General features: G+C 58.8%; 15 protein-coding genes, 1 pseudogene and 2 riboswitches. Of the genes and pseudogenes, 10 read left to right on the top strand and 6 right to left on the bottom strand.

The genetic code is table 11. From position 1 onward, the window contains the following. Positions 1-21 precede the first annotated feature (21 nt). Complete coding sequence (locus O3W47_RS15435) at positions 22-936, bottom strand: polyprenyl synthetase family protein (RefSeq protein ID WP_269314083.1); 915 nt, start codon at positions 934-936, stop codon at positions 22-24. A 137-nt stretch (positions 937-1,073) separates the two neighbouring features. On the opposite strand from O3W47_RS15435, the pseudogene mtgA reads away from it, so the two are divergent. Then, positions 1,074-1,819, top strand: a pseudogene (gene mtgA, locus O3W47_RS15430) (monofunctional biosynthetic peptidoglycan transglycosylase). A 15-nt stretch (positions 1,820-1,834) separates the two neighbouring features. Here the strand turns inward: mtgA and O3W47_RS15425 are convergent. Next, positions 1,835-2,854: an aldose epimerase family protein gene (locus O3W47_RS15425; protein WP_127756513.1), complete on the bottom strand. Its 1,020-nt coding sequence runs from the start codon at positions 2,852-2,854 to the stop codon at positions 1,835-1,837. A gap of 74 nt (positions 2,855-2,928) precedes the next feature. Next, the gene (gene metA, locus O3W47_RS15420) at positions 2,929-3,855 is read right to left on the bottom strand and encodes a homoserine O-acetyltransferase MetA (protein WP_080815578.1); all 927 of its coding nucleotides are present in this window, start codon (positions 3,853-3,855) and stop codon (positions 2,929-2,931) included. Positions 3,856-3,938: 83 nt separating this feature from the next. Next, positions 3,939-4,015, bottom strand: a riboswitch (SAM riboswitch). Positions 4,016-4,104: 89 nt separating this feature from the next. On the opposite strand from metA, the gene O3W47_RS15415 reads away from it, so the two are divergent. The 7 genes from O3W47_RS15415 to O3W47_RS15385 all read left to right on the top strand — a co-directional run bounded on the left by O3W47_RS15415 (position 4,105) and on the right by O3W47_RS15385 (position 12,415). Beyond that, positions 4,105-4,758, top strand: coding sequence for a thiamine diphosphokinase (locus O3W47_RS15415; RefSeq protein ID WP_269314082.1), 654 nt, complete (start codon positions 4,105-4,107; stop codon positions 4,756-4,758). 4 nt (positions 4,759-4,762) lie between these two features. Next, entirely contained in the window at positions 4,763-6,589 is a 1,827-nt protein-coding gene (locus O3W47_RS15410) for an ABC-F family ATP-binding cassette domain-containing protein (RefSeq protein WP_269314081.1), read from the top strand. A 98-nt stretch (positions 6,590-6,687) separates the two neighbouring features. Further along, positions 6,688-7,080: a VOC family protein gene (locus O3W47_RS15405; protein ID WP_003520331.1), complete on the top strand. Its 393-nt coding sequence runs from the start codon at positions 6,688-6,690 to the stop codon at positions 7,078-7,080. A gap of 45 nt (positions 7,081-7,125) precedes the next feature. Beyond that, positions 7,126-7,236: riboswitch (TPP riboswitch) on the top strand. Between the two features lie 39 nt (positions 7,237-7,275). After that, positions 7,276-8,289, top strand: a complete 1,014-nt coding sequence (gene thiB / locus O3W47_RS15400; RefSeq protein WP_269314080.1) for a thiamine ABC transporter substrate binding subunit — start codon at positions 7,276-7,278, stop codon at positions 8,287-8,289. A gap of 19 nt (positions 8,290-8,308) precedes the next feature. Beyond that, positions 8,309-9,934, top strand: coding sequence for a thiamine/thiamine pyrophosphate ABC transporter permease ThiP (gene thiP / locus O3W47_RS15395; RefSeq protein WP_269314079.1), 1,626 nt, complete (start codon positions 8,309-8,311; stop codon positions 9,932-9,934). Then, a complete protein-coding gene (locus O3W47_RS15390) occupies positions 9,931-10,647 on the top strand; it encodes a thiamine ABC transporter ATP-binding protein (RefSeq protein ID WP_269314078.1) in 717 nt (238 codons plus the stop codon). The genes thiP and O3W47_RS15390 overlap by 4 nt, the downstream gene beginning before the upstream one ends. A gap of 307 nt (positions 10,648-10,954) precedes the next feature. Then, the gene (locus O3W47_RS15385) at positions 10,955-12,415 is read left to right on the top strand and encodes a M48 family metalloprotease (protein ID WP_162936761.1); all 1,461 of its coding nucleotides are present in this window, start codon (positions 10,955-10,957) and stop codon (positions 12,413-12,415) included. 12 nt (positions 12,416-12,427) lie between these two features. On the opposite strand, the gene O3W47_RS15380 is transcribed toward O3W47_RS15385, so the two are convergent. Next, positions 12,428-13,024: a TetR/AcrR family transcriptional regulator gene (locus O3W47_RS15380; RefSeq protein WP_269314845.1), complete on the bottom strand. Its 597-nt coding sequence runs from the start codon at positions 13,022-13,024 to the stop codon at positions 12,428-12,430. A 97-nt stretch (positions 13,025-13,121) separates the two neighbouring features. On the opposite strand from O3W47_RS15380, the gene O3W47_RS15375 reads away from it, so the two are divergent. Next, positions 13,122-13,628 (top strand): DinB family protein, encoded by a 507-nt coding sequence (locus O3W47_RS15375; protein WP_269314077.1) that lies wholly within the window; start codon positions 13,122-13,124, stop codon positions 13,626-13,628. A 61-nt stretch (positions 13,629-13,689) separates the two neighbouring features. On the opposite strand, the gene leuC is transcribed toward O3W47_RS15375, so the two are convergent. Next, the gene (leuC, locus tag O3W47_RS15370; RefSeq protein WP_003520336.1) at positions 13,690-15,099 is read right to left on the bottom strand and encodes a 3-isopropylmalate dehydratase large subunit; all 1,410 of its coding nucleotides are present in this window, start codon (positions 15,097-15,099) and stop codon (positions 13,690-13,692) included. A gap of 424 nt (positions 15,100-15,523) precedes the next feature. Between leuC and O3W47_RS15365 the strand changes: the two genes are divergently transcribed. Beyond that, the gene (locus tag O3W47_RS15365; RefSeq protein WP_137452633.1) at positions 15,524-16,801 is read left to right on the top strand and encodes an MFS transporter; all 1,278 of its coding nucleotides are present in this window, start codon (positions 15,524-15,526) and stop codon (positions 16,799-16,801) included. Between the two features lie 121 nt (positions 16,802-16,922). On the opposite strand, the gene O3W47_RS15360 is transcribed toward O3W47_RS15365, so the two are convergent. Beyond that, the gene (locus O3W47_RS15360; RefSeq protein WP_127756521.1) at positions 16,923-17,864 is read right to left on the bottom strand and encodes a rhizobiocin; all 942 of its coding nucleotides are present in this window, start codon (positions 17,862-17,864) and stop codon (positions 16,923-16,925) included. Positions 17,865-17,957: the final 93 nt, after the last annotated feature.

The raw sequence follows: 17,957 nt of genomic DNA, 5'->3' as shown, positions 1-17,957 counted from the left end.
GAAAAGCTGAGTGGAAGCCGCTCAGCTCTTTCGTTCAGCGATGAATCTGGCGGCCGCGATGAGAATCGCGGCCTTTTCGCCATAAGGGGCCAGCAGTTCGCTGGCTTCCGCCACTTGCTCCCGCAGCTGGCTGCGCGCCCAGTCCTCGCCGCGCAGCGCCACAAGCGTTCCCTTGCCGCGCGCGGCGTCCTTGCCGGTTGCCTTGCCCATGGTGGCGGCATCGGCCGTCAAATCCAGAAGGTCGTCGGCAAGCTGGAAGGCGAGGCCGATCTTTTCGCCGAAGAGACGCAGCCTTTGCCTTTCGGAAACATCGCTGCCAGCGATGATTGCGCCTGCTTCGCAGGCAAAACGCAGCAGCGCACCGGTTTTCATAGCCTGCAATGTAATGACGCCGGCTTCATCTGGTGCTTTTTTCTCCGCAGCGAGATCGAGGGCCTGGCCGCCGGCCATGCCGCCGATGCCTGCCGCGCGGGCAAGCGAGAGTACGAGCGCGGCCTTGCGCTCGGCCGCGAGCGGATTTTCGTCCGATGCGATGATATCGAAGGCCAGTGTCAGCAGGCTGTCGCCGGCGAGAATAGCGGTTGCCTCATCGAATTTGCGGTGCACCGTCGGCTGGCCGCGGCGCAGGTCGTCATCGTCCATGGCCGGCAGATCGTCATGAACGAGCGAATAACAATGGAGGCATTCCAGTGCCGCACCGACATAAAGGGCGGCTTCGGTATTCCCGCCCGCGAGGGCGGCACTTTCGATGACGAGAAAGGGTCGCAGGCGTTTGCCGCCGTTCAACACGCCATGGCGCATGGCGTCGAGCAGGTTTTGCGGGCGCGTGATCTCATCCGCGCGGGCTTCGCCGGAAAGCAGGCGGCCAAGCAGGGCTTCGGTTTTAGCCGCGTTTTCGCGCAGCTTCGTTTCGAAATTTGTCATCGCAGCGTCCATGCCGCGCTCTTTGGCATGCCGCGCGAATGCAGGCAAACCTTTTCGTGATTCCATTGGTGCAACTATTTGAGCGGACTCGCCTTGAAGGCGGCAATGGACTATGAAAGGCTTCAATTGGTGCGGGGCTTTGACGAATATTGAGCAGTACGCCTGAAAGCGACGCAGATTACGCCGTGCTGGCGGAAGACCGGAGCAGTCCGAAGGTGGATTTTCGCACGTTGGCAAAGCGTATCGTCATGACCTTGCTGGCTTTGCTGATCCTGCCCTATCTGCTGATTCCGGTTTATGCGTTGCCGTTTATCCGGCCAGTCTCGACGCTGATGCTCGCCGATCTGGTGACCCTGCAGGGATATGACCGGCGCTGGGTGCCGCTTGAGGATATTTCGCCGCGCCTCGTGCAATCCGTGATGATGTCCGAGGACGGGCAATTCTGTTTCCATGGCGGCGTGGACTGGAACCAGATGCAGTCCGTGGTCAGTAATGCGCTCGACGGGGCTGCGACGCGTGGGGCCAGCACCATCCCAATGCAGACGGCCAAGAACCTGTTTTTATGGAACGGCCGCTCGTTTTTGCGCAAAGGGCTGGAACTGCCGCTGGCGATTGCCGCCGATTTCGTCTGGTCAAAAAACGGATGATGGAGATTTATCTCAACGTTGCCGAATGGGGACCGGGCATTTATGGAATCGAGGCTGCCGCCCAGCACCATTTCAAGGTGCCGGCTGCAAAACTCAGCTCCCGTCAGGCGGCGCTGCTGGCGGTTTCGCTACCTAACCCCATAGACCGCGTCGCCAGCAAGCCAGGACGCGGGCTGCAACGGCTTGCCGGCCTTATCGAACGGCGCGCCCGCGCTTCCGGCGGCTATGTTGGCTGCGTGCTGGATTGACACCGGCTCGCCGCTTCAGCCCTTCTTGAAAATATAGTCGGTTTCCTGACGCAGGGTTTCACCCGGCCGCAGGATGGCGTGCGGGAAATCTGCGTGGTTGACGGCGTCCGGCCAAATCTGCGTTTCCAGGCAGAAACCGGCAAAGGGGCCATAGTGACGGCCATCAAGGCCGGGAACCGGGACATCCAGTTTGAAGGCCGAATAAAACTGCACACCGGGTTCGGTGGTGTGAACCTCAAGGGCGATATCGGAGGCCGGCGAATAGGCGCGGGCGACCTTGCGTTTTGCGCGGCGCTCGGGCGACAGGCAGAAATTATGGTCGTAGAGAACCTGCTCGCCATTCTCCTTGCGCCGCATCGGTGTCGGGTGGCGCAGGTCGAAGACGGTACCTTCGACGGAGCGGATTTCGCCCGTCGGTATCTGCTTGTCATTGGTGGGCAGGTAAAAATCAGCCGCGATGTTGATCTCATGCCCAAGCGCGGTGTCTGCGCCATCGAGATTGAAATAGGAATGCTGGCAGACATTGGCGATGGTCGGCTTGTCGGTTACCGTTTCATAGACCACCGAAAGCACGCCGCCGTCGAGGATCGTATAAGTGGCCGTGACCGTGCAATTGCCGGGATAACCGGCGCGGCCGTCGGGGTCGATGATCTGCAGAACCGCATGGCTTTCGCCATGTTCCATCAGCATCCAGTTGCGCTTGCCCATGCCGTCGCTACCGCCATGCAGATGGGTTACGCCTTTTTCGTTCAGCTCCAGCTGGTAGTCATGCCCGTCGATGGAGAATTTGCCGTCACCGATGCGGTTGGCGTTGCGGCCGGGGGTGGCGCCGAAATAGGAGGAATATTTATAGTCCTCGAATTTATCGAAGCCGAGAACGAGCGGCGGCTGGTGGCCTTCAAGGCGCAGATCCTGAATGACTGCGCCCCAGGTGATGACCTTGGCTGTCAGCCCGCCTTTCGAGATGGTGACGCGTTCGACTTTTTCGCCGGTCGCCGTGAAACCGAAATTCTCCCGAGCCGCCGCGTCGCTCATCCGTCATTCTCCCTGATGTTGCGAATTGCCGGGCGGACGTTGCGTCATTTCCCGGCAATTCGCAATCCCGCAATTTACGCGGCGAGTTTGCCAATGGATTCGAGATCATAAGGTGTCGTCTGGTATATCTCGTTGATCCAGTTGCCGAAAAACAGATGAGCATGGCTGCGCCAGCGGTTCAGCGGGGCAAGTTCCGGGTCGTTGTGCGGAAAATAATCATGCGGCAGCTTGATGGGCACGCCGGCATTCGCGTCACGGAAATACTCGTCCGAAAGCGAGGTCGAATCATATTCGACATGGTTGAACATATAGAGCCTGTTGCCCTCTTTCTCATGCACCAGACAAACGCCCATTTCCTCGGATTCCATCAGGATTTCGAGTTTCGGATGTTTTTCGATATCGGCGCGGCGTACTTCCGTCCAGCGCGAGACGGGAACCTGGAAATCATCCGAAAAGCCGTTCAGATAGATCGATGAGGGGCAGAGATTGCGGTGACGATAGACCCCGAAAGCCTTTTCCTTCAACTCGTGCTTCGGCACGCCATGGAAATGATAGATGGCGGCCATCGCGCCCCAGCAGACATTCAGCGTCGAATGGACGTTGGTCTGCGTCCATTCGAAAATCTTCTGCATTTCGTTCCAGTAGGTCACGTCTTCATAGGCCAGGGTCTCCACGGGCGCGCCGGTAATGATGAAACCGTCAAACTTGCGGTGGCGCACTTCTTCCCACGTCTCGTAGAAGGACAGAAGATGTTCTTCCGGCGTGTTCTTGGCGCGATGGCCGCCGATCCGCACCAGCGACAGCTCTACCTGCAGCGGCGAGGCGCCGACAAGGCGCGCCATCTGGATTTCCGTCTTGATCTTGTTCGGCATGAGGTTGAGAAGCCCGATCTGGAGCGGGCGGATGTCCTGCCGGATGGCCGCCGTTTCGGTCATGACCCGCACGCCCTCATGAACGAGGGTCTCAAAAGCGGGAAGCGTATCGGGAATCTTGATCGGCATGTCGAACTCTCTTTTCCGGATCACGTAAAGAACGTTGCGAAAACAAAAAAACCGGCAGCGAAATCGCGACCGGTCCCAGGAAATTGCCTTTTTCCTCGACCCTTTAGCGACTTCTTTAAAGTGGCTGCAAGCCGGTCGGCAAATCACCACTGAGGCGTTTCATAATCCCGAAGCCGGCGAAAATCAATATAGGCCGATTTCATCGGGTTTCCGCTTTCCATTTTTGGCCGAGGTGCGATAAGGCAGGGCATGGATAAAGAGCGCTTCACCATTCTGCTTGGCGGCGATGTTACGGTGACCGATCGTCTGAAAGAGGCGGTCGCGGATAGCCGTGTGATTGCGGCCGACGGCGGCATGCGCCATGCCGGGCCGCTTGGCCTTGCGCCGGAGTTGTGGGTCGGGGATTTCGATTCCGCCAGCAAAGACTTGCTGGAGGCCTGGCCCGATGTGGCGCGGCAGCCATACCCGGCCGCAAAGGCGGTGACGGATGGCGAGATCGCGGTATCGGAAGCTCTCTCCCGTGGCGCGCATTCGCTGGTGCTTGTCGGTGCGCTTGGAGGCGCGAGAAGCGACCATGCGCTTCAGCATCTCCTTTACGCGGTGGCGCTCGCCGAACATGGTATCGACGTCACGCTGACCTCCGGTGAAGAAGAGGCGCGGCCGCTGCTTGCCGGTTCGCTGGATATCGATTTGCCGCCTGCTTCGCTGTTTTCGGTTGCCGGATTTACCGCCCTTGAGGGGCTCGATATCGGCAATGTGCGTTATCCGCTGAAGGATTTCGCGCTTGCTTTCGGTTCGTCCCGCACTATTTCCAATGTCGCGAATGGCGGCCCCGTGCATTTCTCGCTGAAAAGCGGAAAAGCCATCGTGCTCGCCCGCCCTTATGATCTGACCGGAGCCTGACGCCTTGGCACCCCCAATTTTGAAACTCGATGACATCAAGCTGACCTTCGGCGTGACCCCGCTGCTCGACGGCGCCAATCTCCAGGTGGAACCGGGCGACCGCATCTGCCTTGTCGGGCGCAACGGTTCCGGCAAGTCCACCCTGATGAAGATCGCCGCGGGTTTGGTCGAGGCGCAGTCGGGCGAGGTTTTCCGGCATCCGGCCGCCACCATCCGTTATCTGGAGCAGGCTCCGGATTTTGCCGGTTACGACACGGTTCAGGCCTATGCCGAAGCGGGGCTCGGACCTGGTGACGATCCCTATCGCGTCACCTATCTTCTTGAGCATCTTGGCCTCACCGGGCAGGAACATCCGGCGAGCCTCTCCGGCGGTGAAGCGCGACGTGCGGCTCTTGCCCGCGTCATGGCGCCTGAGCCCGATATCCTGATGCTGGACGAACCGACCAACCATCTCGATCTGCCCACCATCGAATGGCTTGAAAGCGAGCTGCAGCAGACGCGCAGCGCGCTGGTGCTGATTTCGCATGACCGGCGTTTTCTCGAAAAGGTCTCGACCTCGACCGTCTGGCTGGATCGTGGCCAGTCGCGCCGTCTCAATCGCGGTTTTGCCCATTTCGAGGAATGGCGCGACAAGGTGCTGGAAGAAGAAGAGCTGGAGCAGCACAAGCTCGGCAAGGCCATCGAGCGCGAAGAACACTGGATGCGTTATGGCGTGACCGCAAGGCGCAAGCGCAACATGCGCCGCGTCGGCGAGCTTCAGGCCATGCGCGCGGAATATCGCGGCCACAAGGGACCTCAGGGCACGGTGCAGGCGACCGTTACCGAAGGGCGTGAATCCGGCAAGCTGGTCATCGAGGCCGAGGCCATCACCAAGGCTTACGGCGAGCGCGTGATCGTCGCGCCGTTTTCGCTGCGCGTCCATCGTGGTGATTGCATCGGTTTCGTCGGCCCGAATGGCGCCGGTAAAACCACGCTTCTGAAGATGCTCACCGGCCAGCTGGAGCCCGATAGCGGCACGGTGAAGCTCGGCACCAATCTGGAGATCGCGACGCTCGACCAGAAACGTGAGGATCTCAATCCCAACGATACGCTCGCGCATTATCTGACCGATGGCCGCGGTGAAAATCTGCTGGTCAACGGCGAATTGAAGCATGTGACGGGTTATATGAAGGATTTCCTGTTCCAGCCGGAACAGGCCCGCACGCCGATCCGCAACCTTTCCGGCGGCGAGCGCGCGCGCCTTATTCTGGCGCGCATTCTGGCGCGGCCGACCAATCTTCTGATCCTCGACGAGCCGACCAACGATCTGGATATCGAAACGCTCGATCTGCTGCAGGAAATCGTTGCGGGCTTTTCCGGCACCGTTATCCTCGTGAGCCACGATCGCGATTTCCTCGACCGCACCGTCACCTCCACCATCGCGCCCGTCAATCCGGATGAACCGGACGGACGATGGATCGAATATGCCGGTGGCTATTCGGACATGATGGCGCAGCGCAAGGGTGCGGCGGAAGAAAAACGCAAGGCTGAGAAACAGGAAAAGGCGAAGGCCGCGCCTGCGGCCTCTGCATCGCAGGATCCTTCAAAGGCCAAGGGCAAGCTTTCCTTCAAGCAGAAATTCGCGCTCGAAAATCTCCCGAAGGAGATGGAAAAGGCGCAAGGCGAAATCGCAAAACGCGAGCAGCGCATGGCCAATCCGGAACTTTTCACAAAGGACCCGGCGGCCTTCAACACGCTAGCGCAGGAAATGTCGAAGCTGCGCGACAAGCTGGAGGCCATGGAAGAAGAATGGCTGGAACTGGAGATGCTGCGCGAGGAACTGGAGGGCTGAAGGCAACCAGTTCCCCGCTTGACCGGTCCTCCTTCAGCCTTTGACAGAAAAGCAGAATTGCCGTTCTATGCCGGCGTTCGTTTGGAGGAGTTGTGAAAATGCGCATGATTTTCGTCAATCTGCCGGTCAAGAATATCGAGACATCAAGAAACTTCTTCACCGCTCTCGGTTTCAGTTTCAACCCGGAATATTCGGATGACCGCACGCTCTGCATGATCGTGGAAGAGAATATCTTTGTGATGCTTCTCCAGGAGGGACGTTTCCGCGATTTCATCAACGGCGACATTGCCGATGCGACGCGAACCACCGAGGTTCTGACCTGTCTTTCCGCCGGAAGCAGGGAGGAAATCGACCGGATGATCGCCACGGCGCTTGCCTCCGGCGGCAGCGGCTGGAAACCTGTTCAGGACCATGGCTTCATGTATGCTGGCAGCTTTCAGGATCCCGACGGGCACGTCTGGGAACTGGTGCATATGACGGAGCAGGGCTGACCTCGGCCATCTTGCCAATCAGGGACGGCGGGACTACACCATCATCTTGATCTAACGGGGTGTCTTTTGCGCTTTAGTGCAAAAGGCTGAGAGGCTTGCCAACCCGAAGAACCTGATCCGGTTCATACCGGCGGAGGGATTAGACGGCTTTAACGCAGGCGGCTATTTCCCTATCGTTTTTTTGAGGAGATACCCGTGCGCCGTCGTCTTTTCCTGAATTCCCTCATTGCCGCCTCGCTGTTTCTGCCCGGTCTTGCCGTCGCACAGGATAAACAGGAACTGACCGTCTACACCTATGAGAGCTTCGTTTCCGAATGGGGTCCCGGTCCCAAGGTGAAGGAGGCCTTCGAGAAGGTTTGTAATTGCACGGTCAATTTCGTCGGCGTGGCCGATGGTGTGGCGCTGCTCAATCGTCTGAAGCTTGAAGGGGCGGGGTCCAAGGCGGATGTCGTGCTTGGCCTCGACACCAATCTTGTCGCGGAAGCAAAACAGACCGGTCTGTTCGATGTCAGCGGCATCGATGCATCGGCGGCGAAGGTGCCGGGCGGCTACACGGACGATGTTTTCATTCCGTATGATTACGGTCATTTCGCTGTCATCTATGATACGCAGACGGTGAAAAACCCGCCCACGAGCCTGAAAGACCTCGTGGAAGGCGACCCCTCGCAGAAAATCGTCATTCAGGATCCGCGCACCTCCACGCCGGGGCTTGGCCTGCTGCTATGGGTGAAATCGGTTTACGGCGATAAGGCCCCGGAGGCCTGGGAAAAGCTCAGGAAGCGCATTCTCACCGTTACGCCGGGCTGGTCGGAATCCTATGGCCTCTTCACCAAGGGTGAGGTGCCGATGGTGCTCTCCTACACCACCTCGCCCGCCTATCACATGGTCGCTGAAAAAACGGATCGCTATCAGGCCGCCGCCTTTTCCGAAGGGCATTACGTCCAGATCGAGGTTTCCGGTCTCCTCAAAAATGCACCGCATAAGGAGCTGGCAAAGCAATTCCTCGCTTTCACGCTGACATCCGGTTTTCAGGATGCCATTCCGGAAAACAACTGGATGATGCCGGTTGCGGCGACCTCGAAGCCCTTGCCGGAGGCGTTTTCAAAACTCGTCGTGCCGCAGAAGACTTTCCTGATGAATCCGGAAGAGGTGGCGAAAAACCGCAAGGCATGGATCGATGAATGGCTTGCCGCCATGAGCATGAATTGAGGAAGAGGCACACCCGCGCATGATGCTGCGTCGCGATTACCGGCGGTCGATCATTTTCGGAACGGCGGCTTTTGCCGCCGTTTTCCTGTTCATGGCGCTCGCGGTTGCGGCTCTCCTGTCTTTTGATGCCGGTGCGTCCGCTGCCGGCATCATGGATGCCTATACGCTGCGCATCCTGCGTTTCACGCTTTATCAGGCAACGCTTTCCACCCTTCTTTCCATTGTTCTCGGCCTGCCGGTGGCGCTGGCGCTTTGTCGTCGGCGCGAGTTTCCGGGAAGGATCTGGATCGTCAGGCTGATGGCGGTGCCGATGGGTCTGCCGGTGATCGTCGGCGCCTTCGGTATCATCACCATCTGGGGCAGGCAGGGCGTTTTGAATTCGGCCCTCGTTTTTGCCGGGGCGAATGAGCCTTTCAGCATTTACGGCCTGTCCGGTATCCTCATTGCCCATGTGTTTTTCAATCTTCCGCTTTCGGTGCGGCTGATGCTGGCCGGGCTGGAGCGCATTCCGGGCGAATATTGGCGCATGGCGGCGAGCCTCGGCATGGGGCCGGTTTCGATTTTCCGTTTTATCGAATGGCCGGCGGTCGCTCGTCTCGTCCCCGGCATTGCCGGGCTTGTATTCATGCTGTGCGCCACCAGCTTCACGCTCGTTCTTCTGTTGGGCGGCGGGCCGGCGGCAACGACGCTGGAGGTGGCGATTTATCAGGCGTTACGGTTCGATTTCGATCCGCAGCGGGCGATTGCGCTTTCGGTTTTGCAGATTGGCCTCACCGCAATCCTACTCGGCCTTCTTGCCTTTTTGCCGTCGCCCGAAGCGGAAATTCCCTCGCTTGGCCGTTCCCTTCGCCGTTTCGACGGAAAGGGCATCGGTGCCCGTCTCTGGGATGGCGCGACAATCGTGTTCGCTGTTCTGCTGATCGGCCTGCCGCTTGTCGCCATCGCTGTCTCGGGTTTGAGGGCCGATCTGCCGCGTCTTCTGTCCGCGCCTATTTTCCTGCGTGCGGCGGCGACCAGTCTTGCAATCGCCGCACTGTCCGCAGCCCTTGTCGTGCTTTGCTGCATGGCGATCATCGGCGCACGCCAGGCGATAGGCTCCAGACGGCAGGCGGGGCAACCCCTGCGTTTCCTCTCCGCCATGCTGGGGGCAGGGTCTTCGCTGGTGCTTTTGGTGCCGCCTGTCGTATTGGGAAGCGGGTGGTTCCTGTTATTGCGGGTTTTCGGCGATGTCAGCTTCTATGCGCCGGTCCTCGTGGCGCTCATCAATATGCTGATGGCTTTGCCGCTTGCCATGCGCGTGCTGGAGCCGGCTTGCACCAGTCATTTTTTGCGCACCGGCCGGCTTTCCGCCAGTCTCGGACTTCAGGGCCTGACGCGGCTGCGGTTCGCCGATCTTCCGGTTCTGTGGCGGCCGCTGGCCATGGCGTTTTCCTTCGCCATGGCGCTGTCTCTCGGCGATTTAGGCGCGGTTGCCCTGTTCGGATCGGAAAGTTTCGTCACCCTGCCATGGCTGGTTTACAGCAATATGGGCAGCTATCGTACCGATGACGCCGCCGGTTATGCCTTCCTTCTCGGTGTCGTCTGCCTGCTGCTTGCCGCAGGCGGTGTTGCACGGCAATCCCAATCAGCAAGGGCGAGCATATGACAGGCGATGATTTTGCCGTTGCACTGGACAAGGTCAGGCTGCGGCTTGGAACACAGGATTTCGACCTCGATTGCACATTCCCAAAGAGCCGGATAATCGCCGTCGTCGGCGCGTCCGGTTCGGGCAAGTCGACGCTTCTCAACCTCGTCGCCGGTTTCGAGGCGCCGGATTCCGGCCGCGTGATGATCGGCGGGCAGGACATGACGGCGCTCGATCCTTCGGAACGACCGGTCTCATCGATCTTTCAGGATAATAATCTGTTTGCGCATCTCGATATCTTCACCAATGTCGCTCTCGGTGTCAGCCCCGGGCTGAAATTGCGGCTGGAAGACCGGGAACGGATTGAGATGGCGCTTGCACGTGTCGGTCTGGCGGGTTTCGACAAACGTTTACCGGGCACGCTTTCCGGCGGAGAAAGGCAGAGGGCGGGGCTAGCGCGGGCGCTGGTCAGGAAAAAACCGGTCATGCTGCTCGACGAGCCCTTTGCCGCACTCGATCCGGGACTGCGGGCGGGCATGACCTCCCTGCTTCTCGACTTGCATGAGGAAACAAAAAACACGGTGATTATTGTCACCCACCATCCCGAAGACATAAAGAAGCTGGCGCAGCAGGTGGTTTTTCTTGATCGCGGCCGGGTTGTCTATACCGGCCCGACCGCAGATTTCTTCGCCACACAAAATGTGAAGGCGGTGGACAGTTTTCTGAACGGGTGATCGCCTTATTTTCGACGTGTGCCGCTGGCAATCGCTTTAGATGACTTCAATGGCGCTAATTTGCACTTGTCAGTTTCAAGTTGTTGCCCGAGAAAAGATGGGAATTATTGCGTTCTTCAGGAATAATCCGGACTTGATGGATCGTTTTTACCGTTTCGGCATTCATCGCCCGTTGGGGCGAATCTGTTATTCTGGTCTGCAATTAACGGATGATCAGGAACGTTAGGGGCAGGCATAGAGAATGAGAAATAGCATGACTGCACAGTGGAGGCTCTTCTCCCGTTCAGGCCTTCGCCGTTCGGGCAGGATGGCTGCAGCCTGTTGTGTGCTGACCGCGTCTGCGGTGTTCCTGTCGTCGTGCCAGTCTCTCTTCAGCCCGGCCTACCAGTCCACCCTGCGCCCGTCGGATAATCCGCAGACCGTGGAAGAGGTGCAGAAGAATGATCCCCGCGCCCAGATGGGCGCGCGCGAGCATCCGCGCATCGTGGCGAGTTATGGCGGTGAATATCGCGACGCCAAGACGGAGCGGCTTGTTGCGCGCATTGCCGGTGCGCTGACGGCCGTTTCAGAAAACCCGCAACAGTCTTACCGCATCACCATCCTCAACTCGCCGGCCATCAACGCCTTTGCGCTGCCGGGCGGATATCTTTACGTGACGCGCGGGCTTCTGGCGCTTGCCAACGACGCTTCGGAAGTGGCCGCCGTGCTTTCGCATGAGATGGGCCACGTCACCGCCAATCACGGCATCGAACGCCAGCGCCGCGAAGAGGCGGAGGTGATTGCCAGCCGCGTGGTTGCCGAAGTGCTGTCGAGCGATCTTGCCGGCAAGCAGGCGCTTGCGCGCGGCAAGCTGCGGCTCGCGGCCTTTTCGCGCCAGCAGGAATTGCAGGCGGATGTGATCGGCGTGCGGATGCTGGGTGAGGCCGGTTACGACCCCTTTGCCTCGCCGCGTTTTCTGGATTCCATGGCGGCCTATGCGCGGTTCTCTTCGGCTGACCCCGAAAACGACCAGAGCCTCGACTTCCTTTCCAGCCACCCCAACACGCCGCAGCGCATCGAGCTTGCGCGCCGTCATGCCCGCGCCTTCGGCCAGGACGGCCAGGTCGGTGATCGTGGTCGCGACTGGTTTCTGGATGGCATAGACGGTCTGCTTTATGGCGACAGCCCGCAGGAAGGTTATGTCCGCGGCCAGACATTCCTGCACGGAACGCTCGGCATTCGTTTCGATGTGCCGGAAGGTTTCGTCATCGACAACAAGGTCGAGGCCGTTCTGGCGACGGGACCGGGCGATATGGCCATCCGTTTCGACGGCGTCGCCGATCCGAAACAGACGAGCCTTGCCAATTACCTGACCAGCGGCTGGGTTGCCGGCCTGTTGCCGGAAACCGTCAAGGAAACCCAGATCAATGGTCTGGAGGCTGCGACGGCCCGGGCAAGTGCGGATAAATGGGACTTCGACGTTACCGTCATTCGTGTCGGCCAGCAGATATTCCGTTTCCTGACCGCCGTGCCGAAGGGCAATACGCAGCTCGATTCCATCGCCAATACATTGCGCACCAGCTTCCGCAAGATGACGCCGCAGGAAATCGCCTCGCTGAAGCCGCTCAGGGTGCGGGTGGTGACGGTGAAGCCCGGTGAAACCGTCGCGACGATGGCGGCGCGGATGATGGGAACCGACCGGAAGCTCGACATGTTCCGCATGATCAACGCCATGAGCGCCACGGCCACCATTCAGCCAGGCCAGCGGGTGAAGATCATTTCTGAATGAGCTGACGGCCTCTCATTCACCGGTTGCCTGAGACAGGTAGGCATGAACGAGTGCAATCATTTCCCGTCTGACTTTGGATGACTGCAATTCTCCGCGGCGGGCGGCATTGTGAATGATGCCGTCAATGGCATCGGATACGATCAGCGCCGCGGTTCTGCTTTCGCCCTTTGTGCCGGCTGTCATATGTGCCGCGATCGCTGCAGCATAGAGGCCGAGATATTCCTGTTCGAAAACGCTGTTGGGATCGTTCGTCCCTTCGTGGCTGGGCGCATCGTCCAGAAGGACCTTGTGAAGACCGGGATGGATGCTGTGGACCCCGATCATGCCGGTTACGAGTTCTTCCACGAATGTCGCAAGCGATTGCCGCTTTTGCGAGACGCTCTTCATGACAGAGAGACAGTCTTCGAGGTGACGATGGCGCACCGCTTCCACGATTGAAATCTTGTCCGGGAAATATTGATAGAGCGAGCCGATGCTGACGCCGGCCGTTTCGGCGACCCTGTTCGTGGTAAAACCCGCCCAGCCATGATCGCTCAAAATGCGAGCCGCCGCGTGAATGACGGCATCGACCGTGGCGCGGGAACGCTCCTGACGAGGCTCCTTGCGCATCTCGGTCTTCCGCTTTGCAATGCGAGTAGACAAGATACCCTCCATGGCGAAAATATAAACATAGTGCTCACATTTTTCAGATGTAAAGGATATTGTGATGAGGGATCTGCTCAGGAGCCTGCTCGGCTATCACCAATGGGCGAACAGGGACTTGTTCGAGAAGCTGAAACACCTCGATCCCGTCCAAAATGCATCCGAACGGCACACGGCAATCCGGCTGATCAATCACTATTACGTCGTCGCGAGGATTTTTTCGGGTCACCTCACCGGAACGGCACATGGCTTTCTCTCGGATAATACCGAGGCAGCGCCGCAGCTGGATGATCTTGCGAAGGATGTCACCGCTCTCGATGGCTGGTATCTCGATTATCTCGAGAAAACATCGCCGGCATCGCTTGGCGAATTTGTCGCCTTCACCTTCACGGATGGGGACAAGGGTTACATGTCCCGCGCTGAGATGATCTCACATATGGTCCTGCATGCGGGCATTCACAGAGGCGAGGCCGCGCGTATTTTGAGCCAGCTCTCCATCACGCCGCCCTGGGATACTTTTGCCGTGTTTCTGCACGGCACGCAGCCGCAGCGGCGTTTGCAGGGGCTCTAATAAAAACCACCCGCCCCCGGCGGGGGACGGGTGGCTTTCCTGAAACGATGGCCTCAGGAACTTATTGCCACTCACGTACGTCGACGAAATGACCGGCAATCGCCGCCGCCGCCGCCATGGCGGGGGAGACGAGGTGGGTGCGGCTCTTATAGCCTTGGCGGCCCTCGAAATTGCGGTTCGAGGTGGAAGCGCAGCGTTCGCCGGGTTTCAGGCGGTCGTCATTCATGGCAAGGCACATGGAGCAGCCTGGCTCGCGCCATTCGAAACCGGCTTCGAGGAAAATCTTGTCCAGACCTTCCTTTTCCGCCTGTTCCTTCACGAGACCGGAGCCGGGCACGATCATGGCCGAAACGGTCGGAGCCACCTTGCGGCCGTCAACGATTTTCGCCGCCGCGCGCAAATCCTCGATGCGGCCATTGGTGCAGGAGCCGATGAAGACACGGTCGATGGCGATATCGGTGATGCGCGTGCCGGGCTTCAGACCCATATAATCAAGCGCACGCCACTTGGAGGCGCGCTTGTTTTCTTCCTCGATATCATCGGGATTGGGAACAATGCCTTCAACGGAGGTCACGTCTTCCGGAGACGAACCCCAGGAGACGATGGGCGGCAGGTTGGCCGCATCCAGCACCACGACCTTGTCATAATGGGCGCCTTCGTCGGATTTCAGCGTTTTCCAATAGGCGATGGCCTGTTCCAGCGTTTCGCCCTTCGGCGAGCGCGGCTTGTCCTTGATGTAATCGAAGGTGGTTTCGTCAGGTGCGATAAGACCGGCACGGGCGCCGCCCTCAATGGTCATGTTGCAGACCGTCATGCGGCCTTCCATGGAGAGCGAACGGATCGCCTCGCCGGCAAATTCGATGACGTGGCCGGTGCCGCCAGCCGTGCCGATCTCGCCGATAATGGCGAGGATGATGTCCTTGGCGGTAACGCCATCGGGAATTTTGCCGTCGACACGCACCAGCATATTCTTGGCTTTCTTCTGGATCAGCGTCTGGGTCGCCAGAACGTGCTCCACTTCCGAGGTACCGATGCCATGCGCCAGTGCGCCAAACGCGCCGTGGGTCGAGGTGTGGCTGTCACCGCACACGATCGTCATGCCCGGCAGGGTGAAACCCTGTTCAGGGCCGACGATATGAACGATGCCCTGGCGCTTGTCGCGCTCGGAATAATACTCGACGCCGAAATCCTTGGCGTTCTGCGCGAGCGCTTCCACCTGGATGCGGCTTTCCTCGTTCTTGATGCCTTCCAGCCGGTCGGCCGTGGTCGGAACGTTATGGTCGACGACGGCCAGCGTGCGGGCAGGCGAATGCACTGGCCGGCCGGCCATGCGCAGGCCTTCGAAGGCCTGCGGGCTCGTCACCTCATGGACGAGGTGACGGTCGATGTAGAGAAGACAGGTTCCATCCGGGTCACGATTGACGACGTGGTCGTCCCAGATCTTGTCATATAAGGTGCGGGGTGCGCTCATGGCTCTATGCCTTGTCATGGAAAAGGGTAATCAGGGTTCAGAAAGGCGTGGACAGCGGTGCTGTCAGGCGAGCCTAAGTCGGCTGGTGAGCGCCCCGGAAACGCGCGCAAAGAACCGTGCCGGCAGACGCTTGTGGTCCTGCAGCACATAAACATTCTGCGCGAGACATCCGAATTTAGATCCCATGGCAGCCTCCATAGCAGATCGCCGGTTTTACGGCAATATGAATGCGTACAGCACGGAATGCGGCGGCTCGGCATTTCTATATGCACTGCATCACGACTGAAGGCCCGCAACGGGCCTGTCCCACTGGAGTTCTCCAATGGCCATGATGCAATGCAACTTGCGTATTTTGCGATGCACATATAGATGGGTTCCCTTATCATTTGCGTTTCGACGAGAAATCGAAGGGAGGGAAAAGCATATGGTATCGGAAAAAGCCCTTATCTCGAAGATCACCTGGCGGCTGATGCCGTTTCTTGGCCTTCTCTATCTCATCGCCTATATCGACCGCCAGAATGTCAGCTATGCCAAGCTGCAGATGGTCGATGCGCTGAGCCTCAGCGAATATGCCTATGGTCTTGGCGCTTCGCTGTTCTTCATTGGTTACTTCATCTTCGAAGTGCCGAGCAACCTGTTCCTCAACCGTTTCGGCGCCAGCAAATGGTTTGCCCGCATTCTGGTTTCCTGGGGCGCCGTCACCATCGCGCTTGCCTACACGCAGAACGCCACGATGTTTTACATCCTGCGCTTCCTGCTCGGGCTTTGCGAAGCGGGTTTCTTCCCCGGTGTATTGTTCCTGATGACGCTCTGGTTCCCGCGCGATTATCGCGGCCGCATGATCGGCCTGTTCATGATTTTCAGCGCGCTTGCCAATGCCATCGGCGCGCCGCTCGGCGGCATGCTGCTCGATCTGGATGGTTTCCTCGGTTATGCGGGATGGGAGTGGGTATTCCTCGCCACGGGTATCCCGGCCGTCATCGCCGGCATCGTCACCTTCTTTTATCTCGACGACACCCCGGAAAAGGCGAAGTTTCTGACGCAGGATGAGAAAAACTGGCTGAAGAACCGGCTGGCCGAAGAAAACAAGGGCATGGAAGAGCATGCGGAGGACGGCTTCAAGGCGCTGGTCAATCCGCGCGTGCTGTTCATGGCGCTCTGCTATGTCGGCTTTCCGCTGGCGGCCTATGGTCTCAGCTACTGGCTTCCGACCATCGTGAAGAGCTTCGGCGTTTCCAACACCGCCAATGGCTTCATTAACATCATCCCCTGGGTGATCGTGGCCATCGCCCTGTTCATTGTGCCCCTGGCCGCCGACAAGGCAAAGAACAAGACGCCCTATATCGTCGGTCCTGCCTTCATCGGCGCCTTTTGCCTGTTGATGTCGGCATTGCTGAGCGATCCGGTCTTGCAGTTCGCCTTCCTCTGCATCGCCGCCGCAGGCATCTTTGCCGGCCAGCCGGTGTTCTGGAGCCTGCCCGGCCGCTTCCTCAAGGGAGCAGGTGCGGCCGCCGGCATCGCCGCGATCAATTCCGTCGGCAATCTGGGTGGCTTCGTGGCGCAGAATGTGGTGCCCTGGATCAAGGATCAGACCGGCAGCACCATCGCGCCGATGTTCTTCCTTGCTTTCTGCCTGGCGCTTGCTGGCGTGCTGGTCATCATCGCAACCCGCAGAATGGGCAATCAGGTCAAGGCTGCCTGATTTTGGAAAATAGCGACGGCTGCCATAAGCGCCGGCGGTCGCATATGTAAAAATCGTGGCCCGGATGTTTCCGGGCCACGATCATTTTAAGCGGCAAATAATGAAATTCTCTTCGAGAGAATTACGCGGTGAACCAGTCGCTACCGGTCAGGTGAACACCGGCGACAACGATCTTTTCGCCCTTGTGCTCGCCAGTGACGTTGTAGGTGAGGACGGTGTCGCTATCGATCGTCGAAACCGCCCAGTTATCGATTACCGTGCCGACCAGCTTGAGCTTGTCCACGGCGGCGTTGAAGCCTTCAATGCTGTCGGTGGCGATGCTCTTGGCCATGTCGCCGAGATTGAAGACAAAGGTATCGGCGCCACCACTTGCCTTTATGTGGTCGATGCCCTTGCCGCCGGTGACGAGCGATGAAGCGAGGTTCACACCGCTCAGGTCGATAGAGTCGTTACCCGCGCCGGCGTCGATCTTGACGGAGGTGAAGCTGCCGTCGGTGACGCCAGCGCCACCGTTCACGACGTTGGTACCGGCAGCAACGCCGCCGTCGAACGCCGTGCCCGCCTTGACCACGATGGTGTCGTTGCCGGCGCCAGTGTCGATGTTGAAGGCGTTTACCCAAGCCTTGTCGTTCGATACGACCGAGACCGAGACCGTGTCGTTGCCCGCGCCGGTCGAGATGTTGCCACGCTTGGCATTGAGAACTTCCACGGTGGACGAACCGGTGCCGCCGAGATGAACATCGACCTGAACGAAATCCTTGAAGATAAGGTTTTCAGAAGTGTCGGACTGGGCGAGAGCGTTCTTTACCGAATTCCATGCCGACGATACGTCAAATTTGAAGCCGTTCGAGCTGGGGTCATAGCCAACATCGACCGTGCCGCCCGCGCCGGTGCCGGGAACCGATACCGCGCCGACATTGACCACGCCGGAGTCGAGCGAAGAACCGTTTTTGACCTGTGCTGTGGATTCGGTGAGGAGCTTATAAGCTTCCTGATCGACCAGATTGGTGAGCGAAGAGACCGAAGCAGCGCCACCATTACCAAAAGTTACTTTCAACGCCATTTTACACTCCCATAAATTTTTGAGAAATCGATGAATTGAAATTAAATTTATAATAAATATTGCGGGTGATATTTAATACGTAAAAAATGATAA

The organism is Agrobacterium sp. LMR679 (assembly GCF_027157905.1).
GTDB classification, from domain to species: Bacteria; Pseudomonadota; Alphaproteobacteria; order Rhizobiales; family Rhizobiaceae; genus Agrobacterium; species Agrobacterium leguminum.
Note: the sequence above shows the minus strand (reverse complement) of the source record. Positions and strands in the feature narration are given on the sequence as shown.